We start from the raw sequence: 25,353 nt of genomic DNA, 5'->3' as shown, positions 1-25,353 counted from the left end.
GGTACATGTCCCCCACCGGCCGACGGGGCGAGCCGGCGTCTTTGCTTCAACAGCGGCACCAAGAGCCATACTTGACCATGCGGGGACCACCCCGTGATGACTCGATACGGGGGAGGCGGTAATCCGGTGAGCAGCGACAGCCGGGGAGTGGGGAAGGCCGAGGTACGGCTCAAGTGGGACCCGAGTCCCTGGGATCAGCCGCCTCGTCATCTCGACATCATCGCCACCACTTACTCGGCGGACGCCCCCTACGGGCGACCGGTGTACGTCGTCCACTTCGACAGCCGCTCACCGGACGGCACCATCAACATGAGTCGGCACAGCCAGACCGGTCAGGGGTTCGGCTATGTCGAAGTGATGACGCTGGAACTTGATCGCCTCGCGTCCTCCTTCGCGCGGGTGGTTGTGGGCGTGGCCATCCACCAGAACAGCGGCCCCATGACCTTCGGCGACATGTCGAATGCCGGAGTGCTGGTCGTCGAGGGGTACAAGGAACTGCTGAAGGACGACTTCGCGCAGGTCGCCGGATCCACCGCCACGACCGTCGCCGAGTTCGTCCGCGACACCTCCGGAGCGTGGGAGTTTCACGAGATGGTCCGAGGGTTCGACAGCGATCCCGTGGTCTTCACCGCGGAGATGGGCAGCGCCTCACAGCACTGACCGACGGCAGCGCGGAAAACGTACGGCCGATCACGGTGACGTCTTGCCGAACTCCTGGATCCGGAGCGGCAGGCGCGCCCCGAAAGCGTCACGGTGTCGGCGCCGGCGCCGCTCGTCCGAGGCGGGCGGTGGTCGTCGGCGCCGTTCGGATGTCTCGGCGTGGGTGCGGTCAAGCGACGCGGGGTGACGAGCGGCGATGGCCGTATGGGCGGGCGCTCGGAGGTTTGCGGTGTGCGAGTCGCGCCGCCAGGGGCGCCGCCCGCCGTCAGCGATCGTTGCGGGCCCGGGCACGCCCGCTGATCATGTTGCCGTAGACGCGCGTTGCAGAGGCCGCCGCGACCGGCCTGACCGTCGGATCCGCCTGCTCAGCGACACGACACCACGAGTTTCAACCTCAAGCAGAGGAGTTCGCGAGGCCGTTGGAGAAGCAGCCGACCGAAGCCCGTGCGGTCCGGGAGGCCCTCAGCCCGTCATCAGCGCCACCAGGGCGCGGTCCATCGCCGCGTTGAACTCTTCCGGCGTCAGCGGCAGACGGGACTTGACGTCCCGACTCCACTGGTCGGCGAGGACCTCGGCGGAGCCCGCCTCGACACCGTCGAGTGCCGCGTCGGCCAGGTCCGACGGTGCGATCTTGTCCACGGGCCAGCCCGCGGCCATGTCGGTGTCGGCCAGGCCGAGGTGTACCGCTGTGACGAGCGTGCCCTGCTCGGCGAGCTCCAGGCGGACGCCGTTGGTCATGGCCCACGCGGCGGCCTTGGTCAGGTGGTAGGCATTGGCGCCCTTGCCCCCGAACCACGACATGGCGGAGAGGACGTTGACGATCGCGCCCCCGCCGTTCCTGGCGAGTGTCGGCGCGAACTCCTGGATCATTCCCAGGTGGCCGAACATGTTGGTCTCCAGCTCGTGCCGCACCGCGTCCAGCGAACCGGTCACCAGGTCGGTCCCCGTGCTGATTCCCGCGTTGTTGACGAGCAGCGAGACGTCCGGGGCGGCCTCGGCCGCGGCCCTCACGGATGCGGGATCGGTGATGTCGAGGGGCAGCACCTCGACCCCGGGCAGGTCCACGGTCTCCGGTCGGCGGGCCGTCGCGTAGACCTTGCGGGCGCCCCGTTCGAGCAGGCGCTGGGCGAAGGCGCGGCCCAGGCCGCGGTTGGCTCCGGTGACAAGGGCGACGGAGTTGTTGATATCCATGGCCGGTACGCTAAAACCTGACGCTAGCGTCAGAGGCAAGTGCTGGGTCCTCGGAGCCAGGGGTGAGAGGAATCACCATGACTGTCACAGGGGCCGCAGCCGAGCGGTTGATCCGCATCGGCGAGGCGGCACGAGGTGCCGGCGTCTCAGTGCGCGCCGTGCGCTACTACGAGCAGCAAGGGCTGCTCATCGCGCAGCGCAGCCCGTCCGGCCAGCGCCTGTACCGGCAGGACGCGGTCCCCCTGATCCGCTTCTTCCAGCAGATGTTCGCCGCCGGCCTCACCAGCCGAAGGATCAGCGAACTCCTGCCGTGCTGGGACTCCGGGCACACCGACGCCGAGCAACGAGCCATGCTGCGAGCCGAGCGCGAGCGCATCCAGGCCAAGATCGACGACCTCCAGGCCGCCCTGGACCACCTCGACGAGGTCATCGCGGTCACGGACACGCACCCGTAGACGCCGTCGGCCAGACGTCTCGTCAGCGATCCCGCTCCGCTGTCTTGTTGGGGCGATGAAACCGGCGACCCGGTGACGGCCGGCGCGGAACTGGCCCAACGCGGAAAAGTCGGTGGTGGCGTTCGCGGTCGCGGGGACCCGGCAGGCGGTCGAGCCGTGTGGCCGGCGCTCAGTGCCTCGTCTCGTACCTGGTCAGGATCACGCCGCCGGGAAGCGTCCGCGTCTCCACCAGGTTCAGGTTCACCCAGCTGTCCAGCACGCTGAAGAACGGCGTGCCGCCGCCCACCAGGACCGGCGCCGTGGCCAGTACGTACTCGTCGATCAGCCCGGCCCGCATGGCCGCCCCGGCGAGCGTCGCGCCGCCGATGGCCATCGGGCCGCCGTCCTCGGCCTTGAGCCGGGTGATCTCGGCGACCGCGTCGCCGGTGACCAGGCGGGTGTTCCAGTCGACCTTGTCGACCGTCGAGGAGAACACCACCTTCGACATGTCCCGCCAGCGGCGCGCGAACTCGGTCTCCGCCGGGGTGGCGCCCGGCTGCTGGTCGGCGGTCGGCCAGTGGGAGCTCATCGTCCGCCACAGCTTGCCCCCGTACAGCGACAGGCCCGTCACCTGCAACTGGTCGGACCAGAACTGGAACAGCTCGTCGCTCGGCGCGCTCCAGCCGATGTCGTCGCCGGGCGCGGCGATGTAGCCGTCCAGGGAGAGGTTCATGGCGTAAATCAGTTTCCGCATGGCGCCAGCCTTCCGTGAGTCGGTCTCAGCTTGACATTTATCGTCCAGCGCCGAGGTCCTGCTTGGACGTCAGTCCCACGCGTTGAAGAGCACTCCGCCCAAGGTGGTGATGCCGTAGAAGCGAACTTCGCGCCATTCGCCCTGGGTTAGGGCCGAGGTGTCGATGTCCGAGAGCGCCAGAGTGAGCTGCGCGCGGTCAAGCACTACAAACCCCAGGTCGGTAAAGGCATGGGCCCACGGTGGCGGTGCGAGGAACTCCTCGGTGTACCAGTCCCGGCGTTCCTGAGCGAATGCGATCCAGGGGTGGTAGGCGTGACACAGGATGACGTACTCGCCTGTGCCCTTGAAGACCGTTGCAGTGTGAAACGTACGGGGGTACGTCTGTTCCTCTATCTCGCCCACATGGCCTTTGGCTGCCCGGGCGGCTGCATACAGCGCTGCCCGGAACGTCCGCTGGTCGGTTTCCGGTAGCGGCCCGTCCTTCGGCTGGAAGAAGCCTGTGGCGCCTCGCGGCAGTCTGAATGCTGCGTCCTTGTCTACGGCCATGTGGCTCATTCTGCCGAGAAGAAAGCCTGCCGACGTCTCACCTGCGCTCTGAGCTGCTGCTTTATGCAGTTCGCCGAGGCTTCGTCCCTCTCTTGTGGTGGGACGGGCGAGTATAGGCCTCGCCCGTGGCGAGGACCCGGCCCACATCGTGGCGGATGGCCGGGAGGCGGTTCTTCGAGCCGGCTGGCCGCCCGGGACCGGGGCGCGTCGGTTTGGGCGCACCGGCTGGAGAGCCGGTCTTCGTACGGAGGTGCCTGAACCCTCGCCGAACGCGGGCGGGTGTGAGTCTGTTCGGTTCGGCCGGCTTCTCCCAGGGCCGCCGCAGGTCTGCAGCGAGCGGACGGGCGAGTCGGAGCTGGGCATAGGCGGCGATCACCAGCCAGGTCCACCGGTCAGCCGCCTCCGGACTGCGAAGCTGAGGCTTCGTCCACCCGAGTGTCTGCTTGAACAGACGGAATGTGTGCTCCAGGTCGAAGCGGCGGAGGAAGGACTGCCAGCAGCGGTCCACGTCGTCTGTGGTGGCGCCGGTGCCCGACCACCACAGCCAGACCGGCTTGTTCACCCCGCCGCTGGGCAGCTTCTCCACGACCAGCCGGATGACGGTGCCTTCGATGATGGGCAGTGGTCCGTCGTGGTTGAGCCAGGCAGCCCGCCGGGTCAGCCTCGGGTGCAGCCGGTCCCACGCCTGGGCGGTCGCCTTCCCGTAGAGGCGGGTGTCCGTGGTCGTCACGGCCTGCTCGGTGCCCCAGGTGACTCGGTCACCGAAGACGAACTCTCCGCCGTGCTTGGGCGGTCGGCCGCCCTTGGGATCGTAGACCTGCGGCGGTGCCGGCCGTCGCATGACACGGTCTGAGCGGAGCCGGGCGAGGATCTCGACGGGCAGATCACGGAGCAGGTGGGCGATACGGGGTGCGTCGTATCCGGCGTCCAGGACGACCAGGACTTCGGGGTCGCCCGGCTTCCACTGGCCCGCGGCGACGAGTTGCTCGACGACCTCGCGAACCTGGACGGTGGTCACTACGGCGACATCAGCGCCGGGCTCCAGCCGGACCGCGTCCAACACTGCTGTCCAGGACGTGCGGCCTGTCTCCAGCGCGGCCACGATCGAGTACGGCCAGCCCGGCACCATCTGGTGCTTGCCCGCGCCCCGGCCAAAGGTGTGGCAGAAGGACCGGTCAGGGCAGGTGTTGGCGTCCGGCCGCAGCCATGGGGAGACGTCCGCAGCCAGCACGATTCGACCGTCTGCCGCCCTGGGTAAGGGGATCGAGGCCAGCGCACGACACAGCCGGGCGAAGTCGATCCGACCCTGGTTGAGGCCGCCATAGAGAGCCCCGTGGCCTCGACGGTATTCCGGCGCGAGCGCCAGGTCCACCAGCGTCCGCACCGGCCCGTCCGTGCACAACAGCGCATCGCATAGCTCGAACAGCGCGTCGCCCCGCGAGGTCAGACACGCGTACAACTCCGCCCGGAAGCATGACACTTCCGTGAACGCATTCCGCAGGACACCCTGATTCCCCCAACTCACGACCACGGCCTTCGCGCTGGTTCCTCTGCCTCTGTGACGGAGCACAGGATCAGACGAAGGCCGCCTTCGCGTCCGCTGAACTGCGGAAACACTGGTCAAGTTCGAGTCGCGTTCGACGCCAGACCTTAAATGACAAGCTCAGTGCGTGTTTCTAAGCCCAAGTTCTGAGTAGTCGTGAGCCCTACGCTGGCGTGGTGTCCAAGGACACCGGGAAGGCCGGGGACAGGATCTGTCGGGCTTGTGGTGAACGGCTGAGGCCGGACGCCCGGCCCTGTGCCGTGTTCTGCTCGTCGGAATGTCGGTCCAGGCAGTGGCGGAAGGAACGGCGGCTGCGCAAGCCTGGCGGCCGTCCAGGGTGAGGCTGACACGGCTGAGTGCCCGGAGTGCGGGACCCGGTGGGTGCCTGGCGTCGACCGTCGCTCGGACGCCCGGTACTGCTCACGACGATGTGTGGTGAGAGCCTGGAGGCGCCGCAAGGAACCGTTCGCAGATCGGTCACAGTGACCGCTGGTCGAACGCATCCTGAGTCCAACTCCGTTCAGGGTCCGGTCATTTACGGTCATCAGTTGTGATCTTAGGATTTTCGGTCTGACTCTCGGTGACAGATGTGGGACCTGACCTATCACGGCCCGAAGTGCCGTGCCTGGCACCGCAGTTGGTGGTGAGACACTCCATGACGGAAGTGGCCGAAAAGGTCGGAAGCGTCAGCCATTCCCGCTACGAACAGATCGTGGCCGAGCTGCGGGACGTCGTCGAACAGCTGACACGCGGGCAGTTCACGATCGGAGACCGCGCCCTGGAGATCGAGCCGATGAGGCAGCGAGGCGGCCCGATCGCGGAGACCGGGTACACGGTCGAGCAGTCGATGAAGCGGCTGGCCGACGACATCGGACTGAGCGTCGCCACGGTGAAGACCACGAGGTGGGTGGCCTCCCGCTGGCCGAAGGAACGCCGCCAGCCCAAGATCGCGTCCTATACCGTCCACCGTGCTCTGGCGAACATCGAGGACGAGAACGAGCGGTTCGCTGCGATTCTGACGCCACCGGACGGCAAGGCCCGGTGGCATACGGACGACGCCAGCCGGCGGGTGGGACAGCAGGTCGAAACTCCCATCACGACGCAGGAGAAGGTCACCGCGATCCATTCACTGGCCCAGGACGAGGAGGTCGCCGCGGCGGTGACCACGAACTTCCTCAAGCGTCCGCAGGTGGCGGCCAAAGTGTCGTTGGAGGACAAGGTCCGGGTGGTGGAGGAGTTCACCCGCGACGAGACGGTCGCGACGACCGCCGCCACCAGCCTGCTGCGCAGGCCGGGCGTCGCCTTCAAGGTGATGAGCGACGACACCGCCCGCCACCAGGCCAACCATGCCCAGGCCGAACGCAGTCGGCAAGCCCGCGAGCACTTCGAGGAGACCAGCCCGGTCGCCCCGGCCGTGCGTCACCTCGACCGAACGGTGGAGTTCCTGGACCTGGTCACCGCCTGCCACTCGTTCGTCGCCGCGGCCGGCCGCACCGCCCCCGGCCTGCGCGACCGCACCCTCAACGACGACGAGCGCACGATCGTGCATGAGAATGTCGCCCGGGTCCGGGCGACCTTGAACTGGATCGAGACCGCGGTCGACACGGGCAAGGTTGATATGGACGACGAGCTCGCCCGCATGTTGAAGGGCAAATAGGCATGCCCCGCGCCTCACGGCGACGGGGCGACGCAGCCAGACGTCACGCGGACACCCTGCGGTTCGTGCTGTTTGAGGCCAGACCGCAGGCCTTGAGTTCCCTCAGCTGGTACGCGCGAGTGACCTGTCCCCGAGTCAGGTCCGTTCCGGGCTCGCCGCGCTGAAGGACCTGGCCGCGGAGAAGGGATGGCCCCCGCTGACCTGGACCGGGGCGACGGGCTATCAGCTCGGCGCGGAGAGGCCGGTGCTGGAGGCATGCGAACGGGCGGTGGTCAGGGAGAAGCTGACCGAGTTTCGCCGGTTCATCACCGGCACCGTCGCCCCGCACGCCGCCGCCCACCCGGGCGACAAGTGGGTGAAGCACATCGTCGCCCAGCTCAACTCCATCGAGTCCACCCTCGACCTCATCGCCAGCTCCTGACCTGCGGCGGGACTTGCCCTGCGGGCGGCCCTGCCGCACCGTCTGAAGGACAGCCGTCATGCGCAGTCGCTGTTACCCCTCGGACACCACCAATGCTGAATGGGCACTGCTCGAAGGACTGTTGCCCAGCCCGGCCTGCGAGACCAGCAAAGGCGGCCGGCCGGAGAAGCATCCCCGCCGCGAGATCGTCGATGCGATCCGCTACGTCGTGGACACCGGCTGCAAGTGGCGGGCCATGCCTGCGGATTTCCCCCTGGCGCACGGTCTGGGGGTTCATGGCCCGCTGGGCCGCTGCCGGGATCGTCGGCCAGATCCGTGATCATCTGGCGGGCCGGATCCGCCGTGACATGGGCAAAGGACCCCGAGCGGTGGCCACCGTGATCGACATCCAGAGCGTGAAAGCCGCTGAGATGGTCTCCAAGGCCACCCGCGGTTACGACGCAGGCAAGAAGATCAACGGCCGCAAGCGCCACCTGGTTGTCGACACCCGCGGACTTCCCTTGCTCGTCATGGTCACCCCCGCCGACCTGCACGACGCCGCAGCCGCCAAGGAAATCCTCTTCCGCCTGCGCCTGATGCACCCCGAGATCACAATCGTGTGGGCCGACTCCGCTTACGCCGGCAAGCTCGTGGACTGGGCGAAACAGCACCCCAACCTCACGATCAAGCCGGTCAGCCGTCCCAAGGACGCCTCCGGGCTTCATCGTGCTGCCCCGCCGCTGGGTCGTCGAGAGGCCGCTCGCGTGGATGATGCACGCCCCCCGCCATGCGAGGGACTACGAACGGCTCATCCAGCACTCCGAAACCCTGATCACCTGGGCCGCCATCACCCTCATGCCAGGCGTCTCGCACGGAAGGGGGCCACCCCCAGCTGGCCGAGGAAACCGCCGGAGCATTTCACGGTTGACGACAGGCAGCCTGTTTGAGGAGCCAGCTCTGTGCTGCCTGCAGGACCTCGTCCCGGTTACGTGCCACCGGGCGTGGGTCTTTGACAATCTCCACGTCTGGAGGAATCGGCGCGTCATATGCACGGCCCGTTCGGTCCGCGTCCTTGACTTCCGTGAGGACCAGCACAGCTCCGTCGGCTAGGTGGTACGGCTTGTTTCCCGTGGGGACGCCGTAGGTCTGCTCGCCGAAGAACCAGGTGTCAGGACGTCCCCGGAAGGCCACCACGACCGCTTCACCCGAACTGCCTGTTCGCTTGCCGGTCAGGACCGCGACCGGCGGGGCGCTCTTGGCGAACGGTCGGCCATCCCCCCAGCCGACCAACTTGCCGTCTTCGTATGGACTCCCGTGCTTAATCGACCAAACGGACTTGCTGCCGTCGGCATCCACGAACGCACCGACCGTGCCATCGCCCAGGATCGGACCTACCACCGCAAGCATCGGCCACATGTTGCCACCAGTGTCCGAGCGCAGATCCACAACCCAGCCGCAGGCTTCACCCGCGCCGGCCTTCGCCACGGCACTCCGGCCCTGCCGCACGTACTGGTCGTACGCCTCCTGAGACCCCTGCACACCAGGCAGAGAAATGTAGCCCACACCGCTTTTCAAAGAACGGCCTTTCAGGCCATCGAAGTTGACTACAGACGCTCCATAACGCTCCTTCGCCTCCTCCGGCTCCCAGAAAACACTGTGCCCGTCGCCCAGCGCATTTAGAGCCGAGTAGATCGCCCCGTACGTGTCCGCCGTCTTCTGCGCGCCGCGCGCCTGTGAGAACGCCCTGCTCCGCAAGTCCGACCAGTCAACCTGGTGACGAACAAGAGAGTGCTTCTCCATGATGTTCAGCGCCTGCGACAGGTAGGTCCGCGCACTGGGCGACATGTCGGAAACCGCTGGATCGTGCGAACGGCTCGTGCACCCCGTCGCGGCGACCGCTACTCCAACCAGGCCAGCGCAGACCGCCAAGCGCAGTGAACGATCCCGCCGCATCCATCCCCCCGAACAGGCTCTCGACTCACGAGCAACCCTAACCCTGACGATCAGCTACTGACGAAGCACCACAGATCAGAAACACGCACTCACGCGTACAGACCGGCGCGGCGCGGGAAACTCATCGGTGCGCGAGATGAGCTCGCATGTCGCATGCATTCCTCGTGCTCGGCGGCTCAGCCGCAGACTCATCGTTCCGCCGTGGACATGACATCGATCTGAGACTGATCTTCCCGAGAGAGACGCGGTCTGGTGGTCCGGGTTCAGGATCCGGTGCGATAGCGGGTGAGCATGAGGGCGACGGCCTCGTCCACGATCGTGGTGTCGGTGGGGTCGGGCGGGACGAAGTCGGTCCGTACGAGTTGAGGCCACAGGAGCTGGCCGCAGATCATGCCGAGGAACTGCTCGGCCACCGCGGATGTTGGCTGTGGCTGTTCGTCGGCCGAACGGAAGTCGAGTGTGCCAACCTGTGCTTCGGCGTCCAGGTAGTCGCGGAGCCGGTCGAAGAAGGGTCCGCGGTCGATGGCGAAGCCGGTGCCGACGATGTCGGCGAGTTCCGGCATCTGGGGAAGTTCGGTGATGATCAGGCGGCACAGCGCCGCCGTGCCGGGCCGCGAGACCAGGCAGGCGTAGTCGCGGCCGATGTGGTCCAGACCGTACCGGGGATCACCGGGCGGGGGCGGTTCGGCGTACTCCACATCCAGTTGCCACTGTTCGGAGGTGACGGCCGCGAACAGGGCCGCCTTGGAGGGGTACCGCTTGAAGAGTGTGCCGGTGGAGACGCCGGCCTCCTTGGCGATCTGGGCCAGGGAGGTCTTGTCGTACCCCCGGGCGAGGAAGAGGTCGCGGGCGGCGCGGATGATGCGCGCGCGGTTCTCCGCCTTGATCTGCGCGTGATATCCGGCCTGGCACGTATCGCCACCAGTTCCCGCTCGGTCCGCCACCGACATGCCCACGCCCCTCGCCCGTCTCCCAGCCGCATCCTCGCTGTCAGAGGACGGTCTGGCCGCCGTCCAGGATAAGGTCCTGGCCCACCGCGAAGGCGGAGACGTCAGAGGCCAGGTACACGACGGCTTCCGCGACCTCCTCGGGCATACCCATGCGGCCCAGCGGGATGCCGGCGCTGATCCCCTCCAGCACCGCCGTCTGCTGCGCGGGGTCCTCGATCCCCAGCTTGGAGTACAGCGGGGTGTTCACCGGTCCGGGGCTGACCGCGTTGAACCGGATGCCGTGCGATCTGAGCAGGTCCGCGTTCCACGACCGCATCAGGGAGGAGACAGCCGCCTTCGTCGCGGCGTAGGCGTTCGACTGCCCGTAGCCGCCGTGCGCGCTGTTGGACGCGTTGAGGATGACCGAGGACGGGTTGGCCAGCACGGGCACCAGGGCCTGGGTGAGAAAGAAGACGCTCTTGACGTTGATGTCGAAGAGCCGGTCGAAACTGTCCTCCGTGTGGTCCTCGAACGGCCGCCAGTCCGAGACCCCGGCGTTCAGGAAGGCCACGTCCAGCTCCCCGAAGTGCTCACGCACCCGCTCGGCCAGGCCGCGCTGCGCATCGAGATCGCGTGCGTCGGCCTGGACCACCGGCACCTTGTCCCCGAGGATCTGCCGCGCCCTGTCGATGCTGGCCGGGGTGACGCCTGTGACCAGTACGTCGGCCCCCTCCGCGACAAAACGCTGGGCGGTCTCCAGACCGATTCCACTCGTACCGCCGGTGATGAGGGCGCGCTTGCCCGCAAGACGATTCATGTTCGTTGTTCCTTGCCGAGGTGTGAGGTAAGTCGGTGGACTCACCACCTGAAGGTAACTCCCGCATCACCCGCGTGGCAAGTCGATCCACTTACCATCGGCGGCCCCTCCCGGCCGGCGGCCGTCGCCGGGCGACCAGGGTCGTAGGAATCCTCGACCGCGTCGGTGATGAGCCGTCCGGTGATGACCGTGATGATCTGTTCGTCCGGGTCGTCGGTGACGATCAAAAACACCTTGCCCGCGACCTTGTACACGTCGAGTCCCGGGGGGGGTAGCCGTGGCCAACTCCCCAGGGCATCGCCCCCACCGGCACGGCCCCGTCCGGCACCGGCCGCGCCGACAGGTACGGACGCTTCCTGGACGCCCTGGAGCTGCACTTCCGCGAACTGCACCAAGCCGCGGACTACGCCGAGTTGCTCGACCGCTCGGTCCGCACCCTCACCCGCGCCACCCAGGACGCCACCGGCAAGGGGGTACGTGAACTCATCGACGAGCGGCGCCTCCTGGAAGCCCGGCGCCTGCTGGGAGCCGCCCGGTGGGACGCCCGGACCGTGGCCGTCCACCTCGGCTTCACCGACCCCGCGAACTTCGGCCGCTTCTTCGGCGACCGCACCGGTCTCACCCCGGCCGCCTTCGCGGCCGACGACGCCACGCCCGTCCCCCCTCCACTCCCAGTTCGGCTGCTGGGCCAACTCGCGTGAGGTCGCGTGAAGGCGCGTGAGGTCGCGTGTGAAGGGCTGCCTCTGGCCGGTCGGTCAGGGGCAGTCGTACGTGAAGTGGGTGGTCACCACGCGCCGGGTGGGTGAGAGGAGGCGCAGTTCGGCCTGTGCCGTGTAGTGGCCCTTGCCCTGGAAGGTCCACAGCAGGTGCAGGTCCGCGTGTTCCTGGCCCCGGACCATCTCCTCGCGCAGCACGCCCGAGGCGGTGCCGTCGCTTCGGGTCCAGCGGTAGGAGAGGGTGCCCGGTCGGCCGTTCGTGGTGACGAGGGCGGCGATGTCCGCCGTGCCGTCGCAGCCCAGAACCGTCGGCCGGGCCGTGACCTCCACCGTGCGTGCCGCGATGGACGGGCCCAGGCGCTGCCAGGCGAGGAACGCGATGACGATGATCAGGACGAGCGCGGGCAGAGCGTGTCTTCGCAGGCGTCTTCGCAGCCGTCTGTGCGGAGGTGCGAGGGGCGGCGGCACCACGGCCAGCGTGCTGTGGGTACGGTTCGCGACGGCCGCCGTCACCCCCGGGCCGAAACGCAGCACGGTGCCTTCCGTACGGTCGGGCAGCGTCGGAGGTGCGGGTGGCGTCTGAGGTGTCTGTGCGGTGGCCGGTGTCGGCGGCTTCTCCGTCGAGTCCGTCGAATACGTCGAGTCCGTCGAGGGTGGCCCGATGAGAACGGTCTCCGGCTCCGGCCGCTGGATCCAGTGGCTGGCCAGCACAGTGGCGCTGTAGTCGTCGTCGCCGTCGTCGTCCGCACGCAGCGGTCGGGTGGGCTCGGCGTCGGACAGGTCGAGCACCCGGGTGGGCTCGTCGGTCTCGGGGCGACCGGAGGTGCGGTCGCCCTTCTGAGTGGTCATCCGATGCCACATCCCCTGGTCAGCAGCTGCTGCGAGGCGCCGCCGTCGGCGGAGGCCGGAGTGGTCGTGGCCTGCACCGTCCAGTAGCAGCCGTCGCCCTGGAAGGTGTGGTCGACGGTGAGTGTGTACTGCGTGGCGCCGCTGCGTACGAACGTCTGGGACGCGCCGTCCGGGTTGGTGCCGAGCTGTAGCCCGGTGTTACCCGTGAACCACGAGACGGTGAGGGAGATCGGGCCGGTGCCGTCCGTGGTGATGTCGATCGTGGCCGAGGCGGTCGTCGGACCCGTCTGCCGGAAGCCCGACACCGCGACGTCCTTGACGGCGGGCGCGGCCGGGGAGGTGGGAGCGGGGGTCGTCGGTGCCGCCTCGGTGGCGGTCGAGGTGGGTGTCGTGGCGGGTGTCGTGGTCGCCGGGGGCGGAGTTGTGGTGCCGGGCTCGCCGGGGGCGGGAGTCGCCGAGGGCGAAGAGCTGGGTGACACGGTCGACGGCGAGGGCGAGGGCGAGGAGCCCGACGACATGGTGGACGTCGGGGACGAGTCGGCCGACGCGGCCGGAGTGGTGAGTCCTCCGGACTCGACGCCGGGCCGGGCACTGGTGGTGGCCAGGGCCTGTGCCGCCTGCTGGGGATCCGCTCCCGGGGTGTTCGGGATGCCGTACGACAGGACGAGAGCCAGGAGCACGGCCGCGCCGGCGACCAGCATTCCCGGGCGGCCGGGCCGCCACGACCGTGCCCGGCCGAGGCCGGGGTCGCCACCCAGGATGGTGCGTGCGGTGTCCGTCGTGGTTCGCGCCGTGCCGCGCGCCGAGGGCAGCAGCAACGGCAGCAGGGCGACCAGCGCGGCGAGCCGCCCCCGGCCGCGTTCCTCCCAGTCGGGCCCGTAGGCGGCGCCCGCGACCGCCTCCAGTTCGATGACGAACTCCTCGGCCTGGCTGGGCCGTCGCCCCGGGTCCTTGGCCAGGCCGCGCCGGATCAGCTCCCGCACCGCCTCGGGGGCCTCATCGGCGGGGACGGGCGCGTCGACGTGCTGCAGGGCGAGTTCGGCGAGGTTGTCACCCGGGTAGGGCTTGTGGCCCGTCAGGCACTCGAAGAACGTGGCCGTGGCCGCGTACACGTCGGCGGCGGGGGACGCGGGAGCGCCGGTCCACTGCTCCGGGGCCATGTAGGCGGGGGTTCCGGCCACGCCGACGCTGGTGCCGGCGTCCACCGCGATCCCGAAGTCGACCAGCTTGGACGATCCGTCCGGTACGACCAGGACGTTCGCCGGTTTGTAGTCGCGGTGGACGACGCCGACGCGGTGCGCGTCGGCCAGGCCGAGCAGCGACCCCTTGAGGAGCACGAGGGCGGACTCGGGGTCGAGCGTGCCCCGGCTGGTCAGCAGGGTCCGCAACGAGATGCCGTCCACCAGTTCCATCACGATGGCGGCGCCGTCCGGGCTCTCGACGTACTCGTACAAGCCGGTGACGTACGCACTCTCCAGCCCGCCGAGCAGCCGCGCCTCCGCCCTGAAGTCGCGTACGAAGCCGGGCCGGGTGCGCAGTGAGTCGCTGAGGTACTTCACCGCGACCGGAAAGCCGGTCGCCTCGTGCACGGCGAGCACGACCCGCCCGCTCGCCCCTGCCCCGAGCTCCAGCGACTCGGTGTATCCGGGTACTCCCCAAGTGCTCATTCCAGCCCCCCAAGGCCCACGTGCCGCACGTGCTGCCGGACGCCCACCCGCCCCGGACCACAGAGCATGCACCCAGAGACACGTTTTCAGCCACTGCGGTTGCAGTGGGCACCCGGAATCGACGAGTGCCCGGTGGTTGGGCCGCAGGCGACAGGGCACTCGGCGATGGTCCGTCGTCGGCAACGCGTGAGACTGGAGATTCCCGTGGCCGTCCGTCATCGCCTCATCAAAGCCAGCCCCGCCAGAGTGTGGGAGGTCCTTTCCGACGGCACCAGGTATGCGGAATGGGTGGTGGGAACGGAGTCCTCGCGACCCGTGTCCGGCCAGTGGCCGCAGCAGGGCGCGGCGATCGGTTACAAGGTGCGGCTGGGCCCGTTCCGGGTCGGCAACGAGACGGTCGTACGACGCTGCCAGGAGGGATCCGTCCTGGAACTGGAGGCTGCCGCCGGCGTCCTCGGTACGGCCCGTATCGCTATCGAGCTGCGGGAATGGGGCGAGCACTGTCTGGTCATCGTCGACGAACACCCACTGCAGGGGGCCGGAGGGACTCTGCACAACGTGGGGTTCGAAGCACTGATACAGCTCCGCCACCGTGCCATGCTCGCCCGGCTCGCCCGGTGCTGCGAGGACGGGTCCGTGGACGGGGAGCCGAGCCGGGGGCGGTCAGGGCGGGAGCACCGGAGCGGTGGGGAGGGTATTGCCCATGCCTGACGCCGTCGTGATCGGCGCCGGACCCAACGGGCTGGTGGCCGCCAACGTACTGGCGGACGCCGGCTGGAGCGTGGAGGTCCTTGAGGAACAGCCGGAGCCGGGCGGCGCCGTCCGCCACGACCGGGGCGTCGATCCCGACTTCGTCAACGACCTCTTCAGCTCCTTCTACCCGTTCGCCGCCGCGTCCCCGATCCTGTCCTCGTTCCATCTGGAGGACCACGGGCTGCGCTGGAGCCACGCGCCGAGTGTGCTCGCGCATCCGCTGAGCGACGGTCGGTGCGCCGTACTGGACCGGCGCGTCGACAGCACCGCCGCCTCCCTCGACGCGTTCGCGCCGGGCGACGGGGACGCCTGGCGGCGGCTGTGCGACCTGTGGCAGGCCGTGCGGCCCGATCTGCTGGGCGCACTGTTCACCCCGTTCCCGCCGGTCAGAGCGGCGGCCCGGCTGGCCCGGACCCTGCGGGCGGCCGGTGGTCTGCGTACAGCGCGGTCCTTGATCCTTCCGGTGCGCAGGCTGGGCGAGGAGGAGTTTCGCGGTGAGGGCGGTCGGCTGCTGCTGGCGGGCAACGCGCTGCACGCCGATCTCGCCCCCGAATCGGCCGGCAGCGGCGGCTTCGGCTGGCTGATGTCGATGCTCGGACAGACGTACGGCTTTCCGGTGCCGGTCGGCGGCTCCGGCGCGCTGACCGACGCGCTGGTCCGGCGGCTGCGCGAGCGTGGGGGGCGGGTGCGCTGCGGGCAACGGGTGGAGACGGTCGTCGTCCGCGGCGGGCGGGCCGTGGGAGTGCGAACCGCCGGCGGGGAGGCGGTGCCCGTCCGCAGGGCCGTGCTCGCCGACGTGGCCGTACCGGTCCTCTACCGCGAGCTCGTCGGCCCCGAGCACCTGCCCGCACAGCTACTGGACGATCTGCGGCGGTTCCAGTGGGACTTCGCCACCTTCAAGGTCGACTGGGCCCTCGACGGTCCCGTGCCCTGGCGGGCCGAGGGCGCCGGTCGGGCCGGGACCGTCCATCTTGCCGACGGCATGGACGAGCTGACCCTCTTCGCCGCGCAGATCGCCATGCACGAGGTACCCGACCGCCCCTTCGCCCTGTTCGGCCAGATGACCACCGCGGACGCCTCCCGTTCGCCGCGCGGCACGGAGTCGGCCTGGGCCTACACGCATGTCCCGCAGGACATCCGGCGGGACGCGGGCGAGGAGGGCATCGACGGCGGCTGGGGCCCGGCGGACCAGGAACGCATGGCGGACCGCGTGGAACGGCAGGTCGAGCGGTTCGCACCCGGCTTCCGCGACCGCGTCCGCGCCCGGCGCGTCCTGGCCCCGCCCACACTCCAGGCACTCGACGCCAACCTCGTGGGCGGCGCCATCAACGGCGGCACGACCGCCGTCCACCAGCAGCTCCTGTTCCGCCCGGTGCCCGGCACCGGGCGCCCGGAGACCCCCGTCGCGGGTCTCTTCCTGGCCTCCGCCGGAGCCCATCCCGGGGGAGGCGTACACGGTGCTCCCGGCGCCAACGCCGCCCGTGCCGCCCTGCGCGCCCACCGCGCACCAGGACTGATCCGTGCCCAACGACTCCTCACCCGCCGCGACCGAACCGGCCGCAAGGTCTGACCGCGTATGACGGAGAAAACACCGGAAAGAGGAAACCACGAGGTGGACGCCTCGCCCGAGGACCCGCGGTACCAGGTCCGCAGCGCCAAGCCGGGCAAGGCCGCTGTGCACAAGCCGCCCGCCCCGCGCCGGCGGTGACCCCTCACACCCCCGCACCCCCGCACCCCCACGCCCCCTAGGACGGCGACCATGCAGACGTTCCTGGTGGATCCCGATTTCCGGCGCTCCGCCCTGCTCCTGGACCGCCGCCGGCTGGGCAAGCAGCGGGTCGAGGCCCTCCAGGTCCTGCGGGGACTGACCGTGCCGGGATACGGCTGGCGCAGACATCCCGCCGTGCGTATGTGGAGCGGATACGAGGAGGCACTCGTCCGGTACGGCCTGGAGATCTGCCGGGTGTGGTGCGAACAGGGGCACCAGGACAGCTGTGCCGCCTCGCTGGTCGCCGGCCTCACCGTGCGCCGTCCGGGCGCCCCCGTACGTGAGCAGCCCGCACTCGCGGCGGCCGGTGAACTACCGCCCTGGCTCGGCGACGAGGCCTTCCACCGCAGCCACCAGTCCGCCCTCGTCCGCAAGGACCCGGCCACGTACGCCCACCACTTCCCCGACGTACCGGACGACCTGCCCTACGTGTGGCCACACTCCGACCGCGAACACACCGAGGAGACCCTCCACCTGTGACGTGACGGTGGGAGCGGCCCCACGTCCTGATCCCGCGCCACCCGGACGGCACCGTCCGCGACTTGCCACGTAAGACAGATCGTCTTACATTGGTCGCATGGCTGACACCATCACGATCCGCAGCGACTCGGAGACCGAGCACGCTCTGGATGTTCTCACCCATGACGGCAGCTCACGCTCGGCGGCCATCCGCCAGGCCGTGCTCGAAGCCGCCCTGCGCAAAGAGCGGGCCGCCGCGATGCGTCGCGCCGTCCTGCGGATGCCGCTGGGCGAACCGGACGGCATCGACATCGCCGCGGAGATCGCCCACAACCGCGAGAACGAGCGCTGATGATCTATCTCGACTCGGCCGCCGTCGTGAAACTCGTCCACTCCGAGTCCGAGTCACAGGCATTGCGCGACTGGCTCGACGAACGGGCGGAGACCGGATGGACGAGTTCGGTTCTGGCGGAGATCGAGTCGTCGCGGGCCCTGGCACGCTACGCCCCTGACGCCATCGCCCGGCTCCACCCGGTCCTCGACCTGATCGAGTTGGTGGAGCTGGACGCCGGCATTCGCATTTTGGCCCAGACCGTGAAACCGGCAACCGTACGGAGTCTGGACGCCATTCACCTGGCGACGGCTCTCCGCATCCGTTCCCAGCTCACCTCCTTCATCACGTACGACAAACGACTGGCAGATGCCGCCCGAGCAACAGGGCTGACCGTCGACATGCCCACCTGAGACGTCGCCCGAGCAAAGCACCGAGCCACGGCTCAACTCACCTTCTCGCTTGACCCGCGTGCTCAGGACGACCGGCACCGCACCCCGACCACTGCGGCCCACAGGAGGGATCCTGCCCTTGTCGTCATGCGGCTGCTCTGCCGTGGTTAGCGGCCCGCCGTCGCGGTGGTGGGGGTGAACTGCCACCAGTTCACGTTGAGCAGGTAGCCGCTGCCGCCGGTGAACCGCAGGTAGAGGTCCTGGGTTCCCGTCGCGCCGGTGACCGGGCAGGTCACCGTCGTCCAGGTCTGCCAGCCCCCGGTGTTCGGCACACCGCACCGGCCCACGACCGTGCCGCTCGGCGAACCCAGGCGCAGTTCGACGGTGCCGCCGGAGCTGCCCGAGGCCACGCGTGCGGCGAAGGAGGACGCGCCCCGCCCGAAGCCGACGCCCTTGACCTTGATGTAGTCGCCGTTGTCGATCCAGCCGACGTTCATTCCGCCTTCGGCGGCCGGTTCGGTCTCGATCCCGGATCCCCAGGCGATCGTCTCGGCCTCCTGGCGTACGTAGGGATTGAGTGTGTCGGCCTGGGGGACGCCCGTGTTCGTCATGTTGATCGTCGGGATCGTGCCGTCGGCGTTGTAGGCGAACTTCTCCACGGCGACCGAGCGGGTGTAGCCACCGCCGCCCGTGAGCGCGCCGTTGTGGTAGAAGAAGTACGAACCGCCCTTGAAGTCGACGATCCCGGGGTGGTTGGTGAAGCTGCTGCCCTGGGTGGGCATGATCGTCCCCCGGTAGGTCCAGGGCCCGGTCGGGCCGGATGCCGTGGAGTAGGCGATGAACTCCGAGCAGCATTTGGCGGCGAACACCAGGTAGTACAGGCCGTTCCGCTTGTAGACCCAGGGGCCTTCCTCGTACAGCGTGGGACGGTTGGGGTCACCGGTGCGGGTGCCGAATCCCGAGGTGGTGAGCGGGATCCTGGTGGGGCTGCCCGCGTAGGAGGTCATGTCGGCGTTCAGCCTGACGTACGTCAGATTCGGGTTGCCCCAGTACAGATAGGCCTGGCCGTCGTCGTCGATGAAGACGGTCGGGTCGATCTCGCCGTTCTCCACCAGCGGGTGACCGAGGGCGTCCCGGAACGGTCCGGTGGGGCTGTCCGCCACCGCCACGCCGATGGCCATCCGGCCGGTCGCCCGGTTCGTCACCGGCACATACCAGTAGAACCGGCCGTTGCGCTCCACGGCTTGTCCCGCCCACGCGTCCTTGGACGCCCAGCTGAAGGTGGCCAGGCTGAGCGGTGAGCCGTGGTCGGTCCAGTTGACCATGTCGGCGGAGGACCACACCCTCCAGTCCTTCATGGTGAAGTAGGTGGACCCGTCCTCGTCGTGCCCGGTGTAGAGGTAGACCCGTCCGTTGTGGACCAGCGGGGCCGGATCGGCGGTGTAGACGTGCTGCACGATCGGGTTGTCGGCCCTGGCCGCGGTGGGCTGCACGGCGGCGGGAAGAACGGCGAACGCCAGCAGGAGGCCCATCACCCAGGCGGCTGCCCGGGTGAGCCTCGTACCGGTGGGGGGTAACGGTCGAGCTGCGATCATCGTGGCCTCCGGTGGACGCCTGCTGGTGGCTGAGCTGTCGGGCGGTGCCCTTCGTCCCTCACGCGACGCCCCTCACGCGCGAGTCCATTTCTGGCTTGCCCGGCCGTCGCAGGCCCACAGGACCAGCGGGGTGCCGTTGGCGGTGCCGGCCCGGTCGGTGTCGAGGCACAGCCCGGCGCGCGCATTGCGGACCGTTCCGTCGGAGCCGACGGTCCACGCCTGGTTCGTCTGGCCGTTGCAGGGCCAGGTGATGACCCGGGTGCCGTTGGTGGTGCCCTGGTTGTAGGCGTCCAGGCACTTGTCGCCGAAGACGCGGATCTCACCGCCGGCCCAGGTGGTCCACAGCTGGTCGGCGGCCGTGTCACAGTCCCGGATCAGCGCCGTGGCCCCGGCAGCGGTGGAGGCGTTGTCCACGGCCAGACAGCGGCCGGACGCGGTGGCGCGCAGCCGCGAGGTGGAGGCGCCCAGCGGGCTGCCACCGCTCACCTTGAACACGGCCACACCGTGCGCGGGCACGCTCGCCGAGATCTGCCCGGACGTGCTCGACGTACCACCGGTCCACAGGTCGGTGAGGGTGAACTGCCCACCGGACAGGCCGACTTGCGCGGCCGTGGTGGTGACCGTCGCGGAGCCGCCTCCCCGGTTGAACAGGCCCACCGCGACCGAACCGTCGGACAGGGGCTTGGCGAACACCTCGGTGTTGCCGTCGTCGCGCACCCTGCGTCCGCCCGCGCCCAGCGGGTCCTGGTTCACGGCCAGCAGTCGCGGGTTGCGCAGGATCGCGCTCACGTCGGCGGACATGGTCCGGATGTCGTTGCCGGCCATGAGCGGGGCGCTCAGCAGTGACCACAGGGCGAAGTGGGACCGGGACTCGGTCAGTGACAGGCCGGGGCGGCCGACGACCAGCATGTCGGGGTCGTTCCAGTGCCCCGGGCCCGACTGCGCGGCCAGTGGCGCGGTGACGTCCAGGACGTTGCCGACGCCCATCGGGTAGCTGTTGGTGTTGTTGTTCTGCCAGATGTCGAGCAGGTCCTCGGTCGTCCGCCACAGGTCGGCGACCTCGCCCCAGTTGTACGTGGAGCCGGTGATGGCGTGGAAGCTGTTGGGGTTGATGCTGTACACGATCGGCCGCCCGGTGGCGCGCAGGGCGTCGCGCATCAGCTTGAACCGCGCGACCTGCTCGTCACGGGTGCCGCTGGAGGAGCACCAGTCGTACTTGAGGTAGTCGACGCCCCACGAGGCGAACGTGGTGGCGTCCTGGGCCTCGTGCCCCTTGCTGCCCGTCGACCCGGGATAGCCGCCGCTGGTCTGGGCGCAGGTGCGTTCGCCCGGCACCTGGTAGATGCCGAACTTCAGGCCCTTGTTGTGGATGTAGTCGCCGAGGGCCTTCATCCCGCTCGGGAACTTGGTCGTGTTGGCCCGCAGGTTTCCCGCCGCGTCGCGCTGCGGGTCGAACCAGCAGTCGTCGACCACGACGTACCGGTAGCCGGCGTCCCGCATGCCCGAGGACGCCATGGCGTCGGCGGCCTGGCGGACCTGCGCCTCGGTGACCCCGCATCCGAAGCTGTTCCAGCTGTTCCAGCCCAGGGGTGGGGTGAGTGCCGGGCTGCCGGGCGCGGCCGAGGCGGTGGAGTGGGCAGAGGCCGTGGAGAACGCGGTAAACACCATGGCGGCGGCCGCGAGGAGACGCAGCAGCCGTCTGCCTGATCGTCTGGGCACCGGGGGCTCCTTTCGGGAAAGGGCGATCCGAGCTGTACGGCGCACGTGGGCAGACAGCGGATGAAACCGCTTATGCGATGGCTCAGCACAGTCCACGACACATGGAGCCCGTTCGAAATTTCGATCGCATTTCGGATCGCCGACTGTACGGATGCTAGAGAGAACCTCCAGCGTGTCAACACCTGGCGACCCGTCAGTCCCTCATTCCCACGTCACAGCGCACTCCGGATTCCGAAACATTTCGATGACGGCAGCGAATTTTGCGAGGGGTATTGACGGGATGTGTCGGCCTCCTATCATCCTGGCAACGACCCAGATGACGTTCGCCATCTCGAACACTCCCTCACGGAGAGAACGACACATGGATATGTCATGCTCTCGACACTCAATGGATCGCCGGCAGGCACTGACCGTCGCGACCGGCGTGGCCGCCGGCGCCCTGCTGCCACTGGCCCCCGCGTCCCGGGCGGCCGCAGCCCAGCCCACGTACGGGAACCCGGTGATCTGGCAGGACTTCGCGGACATCGACGTCATTCGGGTCGGTGCCACCTACTACGCCTCGGCCTCGACCATGCACTACTCGCCGGGCGCGCCCGTCCTGCGTTCGTACGACCTGGTGAACTGGGAGATCGCCGGTCACTCGGTGCCCGTCCTGGACTTCGGAGCAAAGTACGACCTCAACGGCGGCCGGGGCTACGTCCGGGGCGTCTGGGCGTCGTCACTGGCCTACCGGCCGAGCAACAGCACCTTCTACTGGCTCGGCCAGATCGACTTCGCCCGGACGTACCTCTACACCGCCACCGCCGTCGAGGGCCCCTGGAGCAGGCTCACGACGATCAACACGCCGTACTACGACGCGGGGCTGCTCGTCGACAGCGACGACACCCTGTACGTGTCGTACGGGAACTCCACCATCAGCGTGGCGCAGCTGACCCCCGACGGGCGCGGCCAGGTCCGCACCCAGCAGGTGTTCACCACACCGTCGAGCGTCGGCACCCTGGAAGGCTCCCGCTTCTACAAGATCAACGGGCAGTACTACATCTTCCTGACCCGCCCGGCCAACGGCCAGTACATCCTGAAGTCGTCGAGCGGCCCCTTCGGCCCGTACACGATGCGGCAGGTCCTCCTCGACCTGCGCGGGCCGATCGCCGGCGGGGGCGTCCCGCACCAGGGCGGACTGGTGCGGACGCAGGGCGGCGCCTGGTACTACATGGCCTTCGTGGACGCGTATCCCGGTGGCCGGGTGCCCGTCCTCGCGCCGGTCACCTGGACCTCGGACGGCTGGCCCGTCGTACAACTGGTGAACGGCGCCTGGGGCGCGTCGTATCCGAGCCCGGCCGTGCCCACGCCACCCCGTCAGGTCACCCCCATGACCGGCGTCGACACCTTCGACGGTACGACCCTCAAGCCGAGGTGGGAGTGGAACCACAACCCGGACAACTCCAGGTGGTCCACCGGCGACGGCCTGACCCTGCGGACCGCGACCGTCACGAACGACCTGTACTGGGCCCGCAACACGCTCACGCACCGCATCCAGGGTCCCTCCTCCACCGCCACGGTCCAGCTCGACCACTCGGCGATGCGGGACGGCGACCGGGCCGGGCTCGCCCTGCTGCGGGACTCCTCCGCCTGGATCGGTGTCAGGCGCGACGGCGGCGCGACGCGGGTGGCGATGGTCAACGGGCTGACCATGGACGGCAACTGGAACACCACCGGCACCGGCACCGAGGCCGCGAGCGCGGCTGTCCCGGGCAGCCGCGTCTGGTTGCGCGCGGCCGCGGACATCCGTCCCGGCTCGGCACGCTCCGCCGTCTTCTCCTACAGCACCGACGGCGTCACCTTCACGCGCCTGGGGCCCGCCTTCTCGCTGGGCAACGACTGGCGCTTCTTCATGGGCTACCGATTCGCCCTCTTCAACCACGCCACACAGGCGCTCGGCGGCGCGGTCCGCGTCTCGCGGTTCGAGCTGTCCACGCCCTAGCTGGTCCGACCGACGGCACAGCGCCACCCCCCACCCAACCCGCACGAGGAGAACCATGAACCCGCTGAAACGGCTCGGCCGCCGCCGAGCCTCGGTGTTACCCCTGCTGGCCGTCGCCGCCCTGGTGACGCCAGGCGCCGCGAGCGCCGCTCCCCACGACGTCAGCGACGTCCGCGCCTCCACGCTGGGTGCCCAAGCGGCCCAGTCCGGGCGGTACTTCGGGACCGCCGTGGCCTCCGGACGGCTCGGCGACGGCGCGTACACGAACATCTTGGACCGCGAGTTCAACTCGGTCACGGCCGAGAACGAGATGAAGTGGGACACCACCGAGCGAGCTCGCGGCTCGTTCAACTTCGGCCCCGGCGACCAGATCGCCAACCGCGCGGCGGCCCGTGGTCAGCGCCTGCGGGGCCACACCCTGGTGTGGTACCAGCAACTGCCCGGCTGGGTCAGCTCCATCAGGGACGCGAACACACTGCGCAGCGTGATGAACAACCACATCACCACGTTGATGAACCACTACAAGGGCAAGGTCTACGCCTGGGACGTGGTCAACGAGGCGTTCAACGACGGCGGGAGCGGCACGCACCGCTCCTCGGTGTTCCAGAACGTGCTGGGCGACGGCTACATCGAGCAGGCCTTCCGCACCGCGCGGACGGCCGACCCGGCCGCCAAGCTCTGCTACAACGACTACAACATCGAGAACTGGAACGACGCGAAGACCCAGGGCGTCTACCGCATGGTGCGCGACTTCAAGGCGCGCGGCGTGCCCATCGACTGCGTCGGCCTGCAGTCCCACTTCGGCGCCGGCGGCCCGCCGTCGAACTTCCAGACCACGCTGTCGAACTTCGCGGCGCTCGGTGTCGACGTACAGATCACCGAACTCGACATCGCGCAGGCGCCCGCGTCCGCGTACGCGAACACCGTCCGGGCGTGCATGAACGTGTCGCGCTGCACCGGCATCACCGTGTGGGGGATCCGGGACAGTGACTCCTGGCGCAGCGGGGAGAACCCGCTGCTGTTCGACCGCAACGGCAACAAGAAAGCCGCCTTCCAGTCGACGCTGACCGCGCTGGGCGGCAGCGCCGCGGCACGGCCGGTGGACACCCGTACGACTCGATCCGCCGCCGCGCTCCCCTCCAGCTTCCGGTGGAGTTCGAGCGGATCACTGATCGCCCCGAAACCGGACGCGACCCACCGGATCGCCGGCATCAAGGACCCGTCGGTCGTCTACTACAACGGCAAGTACCACGTGTTCGCCAGCACCGCTCAGGCGTCCGGATACAACCTGGTGTACCTGAGCTTCAGCGACTGGTCCCAGGCCGGTTCGGCCACGCACTACTACCTGGACCGCAGCGCCATCGGCACCGGGTACCGGGCGGCGCCGCAGGTCTTCTACAACGCGCCGCAGAAGCTGTGGTACCTCGTCTACCAGACCGGCAACGCGTCGTACTCCACCAACCCGGACATCAGCAACCCCAACGGGTGGAGTGCGCCGCGCAACTTCTACTCGTCGATGCCGGACATCATCCGGCAGAACATCGGCAACGGCTACTGGGTCGACATGTGGGTGATCTGCGACAGCGCCAACTGCTACCTGTTCTCCTCCGACGACAACGGCCACCTGTACCGCTCCCAGACGACCGTCGGCCAGTTCCCGAACGGCTTCAGCAACACGGTCATCGCGGCCCAGGACTCCAAGTTCGCCATGTTCGAGGCCTCCAACATCTACAAGGTGCAGGGCAGCAACCAGTACCTGCTGCTCGTCGAGGCCGTCGCTTCGGACGGCAGGCGCTACTTCCGCTCCTGGACCTCCGGCAGTCTCGCCGGCTCGTGGTCGCCGCTGGCCGCGTCCGAGAGCAATCCGTTCGCCAAGTCGGGCAACGTGACGTTCCCCGGCGGCACCTGGTCCAAGGACATCAGCCACGGCGAGATGATCCGCGCGGGCTACGACCAGACGCTCACCATCCCGGCCTGCAAGCTGCAGTACCTGTACCAGGGCAAGGATCCCAACGCGGGCGGTGACTACAACAGTCTGCCGTGGCGCCTGGGTCTGCTCACCCAGACCAACTCGACCTGCTGACAGCACCAGCACCAGCACCGGCAGGCGACCGCGGGAGCGCGAACGGCACGCTCCCGCGGTCGTCTGCTGTGCCGCCGCCGGAAAAAGTTCTCCCAGCTCAAGGCAACTTTTTTCGGGGCCTGTGACCACAAGGAGTCGGATCCGGCCGTGCCGGTC

Annotated in this window: 23 protein-coding genes and 3 pseudogenes; 14 read left to right on the top strand and 12 right to left on the bottom strand. The window is 68.9% G+C overall.

Annotated elements, in window-relative coordinates:
• Nucleotides 1-126 precede the first annotated feature (126 nt).
• Entirely contained in the window at nt 127-660 is a 534-nt protein-coding gene (locus QA861_RS24070) for a TerD family protein (protein ID WP_334590369.1), read from the top strand.
• A 462-nt stretch (nt 661-1,122) separates the two neighbouring features.
• Here QA861_RS24070 and QA861_RS24065 read toward each other — a convergent pair whose 3' ends face one another.
• Nucleotides 1,123-1,851: an SDR family oxidoreductase gene (locus tag QA861_RS24065; RefSeq protein WP_334590368.1), complete on the bottom strand. Its 729-nt coding sequence runs from the start codon at nt 1,849-1,851 to the stop codon at nt 1,123-1,125.
• 77 nt (nt 1,852-1,928) lie between these two features.
• On the opposite strand from QA861_RS24065, the gene QA861_RS24060 reads away from it, so the two are divergent.
• The gene (locus QA861_RS24060; protein ID WP_334590367.1) at nt 1,929-2,306 is read left to right on the top strand and encodes a MerR family DNA-binding transcriptional regulator; all 378 of its coding nucleotides are present in this window, start codon (nt 1,929-1,931) and stop codon (nt 2,304-2,306) included.
• 169 nt (nt 2,307-2,475) lie between these two features.
• Here QA861_RS24060 and QA861_RS24055 read toward each other — a convergent pair whose 3' ends face one another.
• The 3 genes from QA861_RS24055 to QA861_RS24045 form a co-directional block, all read right to left on the bottom strand.
• The gene (locus QA861_RS24055) at nt 2,476-3,039 is read right to left on the bottom strand and encodes a dihydrofolate reductase family protein (RefSeq protein WP_334590366.1); all 564 of its coding nucleotides are present in this window, start codon (nt 3,037-3,039) and stop codon (nt 2,476-2,478) included.
• Between the two features lie 69 nt (nt 3,040-3,108).
• Nucleotides 3,109-3,585, bottom strand: coding sequence for a hypothetical protein (locus tag QA861_RS24050; RefSeq protein ID WP_334590365.1), 477 nt, complete (start codon nt 3,583-3,585; stop codon nt 3,109-3,111).
• A 61-nt stretch (nt 3,586-3,646) separates the two neighbouring features.
• On the bottom strand, nt 3,647-5,110 hold the full coding sequence (locus QA861_RS24045; RefSeq protein WP_443041531.1) for an NF041680 family putative transposase: 1,464 nt from the start codon (nt 5,108-5,110) through the stop codon (nt 3,647-3,649).
• Between the two features lie 673 nt (nt 5,111-5,783).
• Between QA861_RS24045 and QA861_RS24040 the strand changes: the two genes are divergently transcribed.
• The 3 genes and pseudogenes from QA861_RS24040 (at nt 5,784) to QA861_RS24030 (ending at nt 8,132) form a co-directional block, all read left to right on the top strand.
• On the top strand, nt 5,784-6,785 hold the full coding sequence (locus QA861_RS24040; RefSeq protein WP_334590364.1) for a DUF6192 family protein: 1,002 nt from the start codon (nt 5,784-5,786) through the stop codon (nt 6,783-6,785).
• 2 nt (nt 6,786-6,787) lie between these two features.
• Nucleotides 6,788-7,206 (top strand): annotated as a pseudogene (locus QA861_RS24035) (RacP protein).
• Nucleotides 7,207-7,264: 58 nt separating this feature from the next.
• Nucleotides 7,265-8,132 (top strand): annotated as a pseudogene (locus QA861_RS24030) (IS5 family transposase).
• Here the strand turns inward: QA861_RS24030 and QA861_RS24025 are convergent.
• The 4 genes from QA861_RS24025 to QA861_RS24010 all read right to left on the bottom strand — a co-directional run bounded on the left by QA861_RS24025 (nt 8,104) and on the right by QA861_RS24010 (nt 11,138).
• Nucleotides 8,104-9,030, bottom strand: a complete 927-nt coding sequence (locus QA861_RS24025) for a S41 family peptidase (RefSeq protein WP_334590363.1) — start codon at nt 9,028-9,030, stop codon at nt 8,104-8,106. The pseudogene QA861_RS24030 and the gene QA861_RS24025 sit on opposite strands and share 29 nt — an antisense overlap.
• Before the next feature lie 371 nt (nt 9,031-9,401).
• A complete protein-coding gene (locus QA861_RS24020) occupies nt 9,402-10,088 on the bottom strand; it encodes a TetR/AcrR family transcriptional regulator (RefSeq protein WP_334590362.1) in 687 nt (228 codons plus the stop codon).
• A gap of 40 nt (nt 10,089-10,128) precedes the next feature.
• Nucleotides 10,129-10,884: an SDR family oxidoreductase gene (locus QA861_RS24015; RefSeq protein ID WP_334590361.1), complete on the bottom strand. Its 756-nt coding sequence runs from the start codon at nt 10,882-10,884 to the stop codon at nt 10,129-10,131.
• Between the two features lie 41 nt (nt 10,885-10,925).
• Nucleotides 10,926-11,138 (bottom strand): hypothetical protein, encoded by a 213-nt coding sequence (locus QA861_RS24010; protein WP_334590360.1) that lies wholly within the window; start codon nt 11,136-11,138, stop codon nt 10,926-10,928.
• A gap of 39 nt (nt 11,139-11,177) precedes the next feature.
• Between QA861_RS24010 and QA861_RS24005 the strand changes: the two are divergent.
• A pseudogene (locus QA861_RS24005) lies at nt 11,178-11,585 on the top strand (helix-turn-helix domain-containing protein); the annotation flags it as partial.
• 54 nt (nt 11,586-11,639) lie between these two features.
• On the opposite strand, the gene QA861_RS24000 reads toward QA861_RS24005, so the two are convergent.
• Complete coding sequence (locus QA861_RS24000) at nt 11,640-12,449, bottom strand: hypothetical protein (protein ID WP_334590359.1); 810 nt, start codon at nt 12,447-12,449, stop codon at nt 11,640-11,642.
• Nucleotides 12,446-14,116 (bottom strand): serine/threonine-protein kinase, encoded by a 1,671-nt coding sequence (locus QA861_RS23995; protein WP_334590358.1) that lies wholly within the window; start codon nt 14,114-14,116, stop codon nt 12,446-12,448. Before QA861_RS23995 ends, QA861_RS24000 begins: the two co-directional genes overlap by 4 nt.
• A gap of 204 nt (nt 14,117-14,320) precedes the next feature.
• On the opposite strand from QA861_RS23995, the gene QA861_RS23990 reads away from it, so the two are divergent.
• The 6 genes from QA861_RS23990 (at nt 14,321) to QA861_RS23965 (ending at nt 17,840) form a co-directional block, all read left to right on the top strand.
• Complete coding sequence (locus QA861_RS23990; RefSeq protein WP_334590357.1) at nt 14,321-14,827, top strand: SRPBCC family protein; 507 nt, start codon at nt 14,321-14,323, stop codon at nt 14,825-14,827.
• On the top strand, nt 14,820-16,439 hold the full coding sequence (locus QA861_RS23985; RefSeq protein ID WP_334590356.1) for a phytoene desaturase family protein: 1,620 nt from the start codon (nt 14,820-14,822) through the stop codon (nt 16,437-16,439). Before QA861_RS23990 ends, QA861_RS23985 begins: the two co-directional genes overlap by 8 nt.
• Before the next feature lie 6 nt (nt 16,440-16,445).
• Complete coding sequence (locus QA861_RS23980) at nt 16,446-16,577, top strand: hypervirulence associated TUDOR domain-containing protein (RefSeq protein WP_334590355.1); 132 nt, start codon at nt 16,446-16,448, stop codon at nt 16,575-16,577.
• Nucleotides 16,578-16,628: 51 nt separating this feature from the next.
• On the top strand, nt 16,629-17,117 hold the full coding sequence (locus QA861_RS23975; protein WP_334590354.1) for an MSMEG_6728 family protein: 489 nt from the start codon (nt 16,629-16,631) through the stop codon (nt 17,115-17,117).
• A 97-nt stretch (nt 17,118-17,214) separates the two neighbouring features.
• On the top strand, nt 17,215-17,448 hold the full coding sequence (locus QA861_RS23970; protein ID WP_334590353.1) for a hypothetical protein: 234 nt from the start codon (nt 17,215-17,217) through the stop codon (nt 17,446-17,448).
• Nucleotides 17,448-17,840, top strand: a complete 393-nt coding sequence (locus tag QA861_RS23965) for a type II toxin-antitoxin system VapC family toxin (RefSeq protein ID WP_334590352.1) — start codon at nt 17,448-17,450, stop codon at nt 17,838-17,840. The genes QA861_RS23970 and QA861_RS23965 overlap by 1 nt, the downstream gene beginning before the upstream one ends.
• Nucleotides 17,841-17,986: 146 nt before the next feature.
• Here QA861_RS23965 and QA861_RS23960 read toward each other — a convergent pair whose 3' ends face one another.
• Together QA861_RS23960 and QA861_RS23955 are read right to left on the bottom strand one after the other, a co-directional pair.
• The gene (locus QA861_RS23960; protein ID WP_334590351.1) at nt 17,987-19,414 is read right to left on the bottom strand and encodes a glycoside hydrolase family 43 protein; all 1,428 of its coding nucleotides are present in this window, start codon (nt 19,412-19,414) and stop codon (nt 17,987-17,989) included.
• 72 nt (nt 19,415-19,486) lie between these two features.
• Nucleotides 19,487-21,133 (bottom strand): glycoside hydrolase family 27 protein, encoded by a 1,647-nt coding sequence (locus QA861_RS23955; RefSeq protein ID WP_334590349.1) that lies wholly within the window; start codon nt 21,131-21,133, stop codon nt 19,487-19,489.
• Between the two features lie 388 nt (nt 21,134-21,521).
• On the opposite strand from QA861_RS23955, the gene QA861_RS23950 reads away from it, so the two are divergent.
• Nucleotides 21,522-23,114: a glycoside hydrolase family 43 protein gene (locus QA861_RS23950; RefSeq protein ID WP_334590348.1), complete on the top strand. Its 1,593-nt coding sequence runs from the start codon at nt 21,522-21,524 to the stop codon at nt 23,112-23,114.
• A gap of 55 nt (nt 23,115-23,169) precedes the next feature.
• Nucleotides 23,170-25,197 carry a glycoside hydrolase gene (locus QA861_RS23945; RefSeq protein ID WP_334590347.1) on the top strand — a complete coding sequence of 676 codons (2,028 nt, stop codon included), beginning with the start codon at nt 23,170-23,172 and terminating at the stop codon, nt 25,195-25,197.
• Nucleotides 25,198-25,353 lie beyond the last annotated feature (156 nt).

The organism is Streptomyces sp. B21-083 (genome assembly GCF_036898825.1).
Classification (GTDB): Bacteria; Actinomycetota; Actinomycetes; order Streptomycetales; family Streptomycetaceae; genus Streptomyces.
This window is presented reverse-complemented; position numbering and strand designations above follow the sequence as displayed.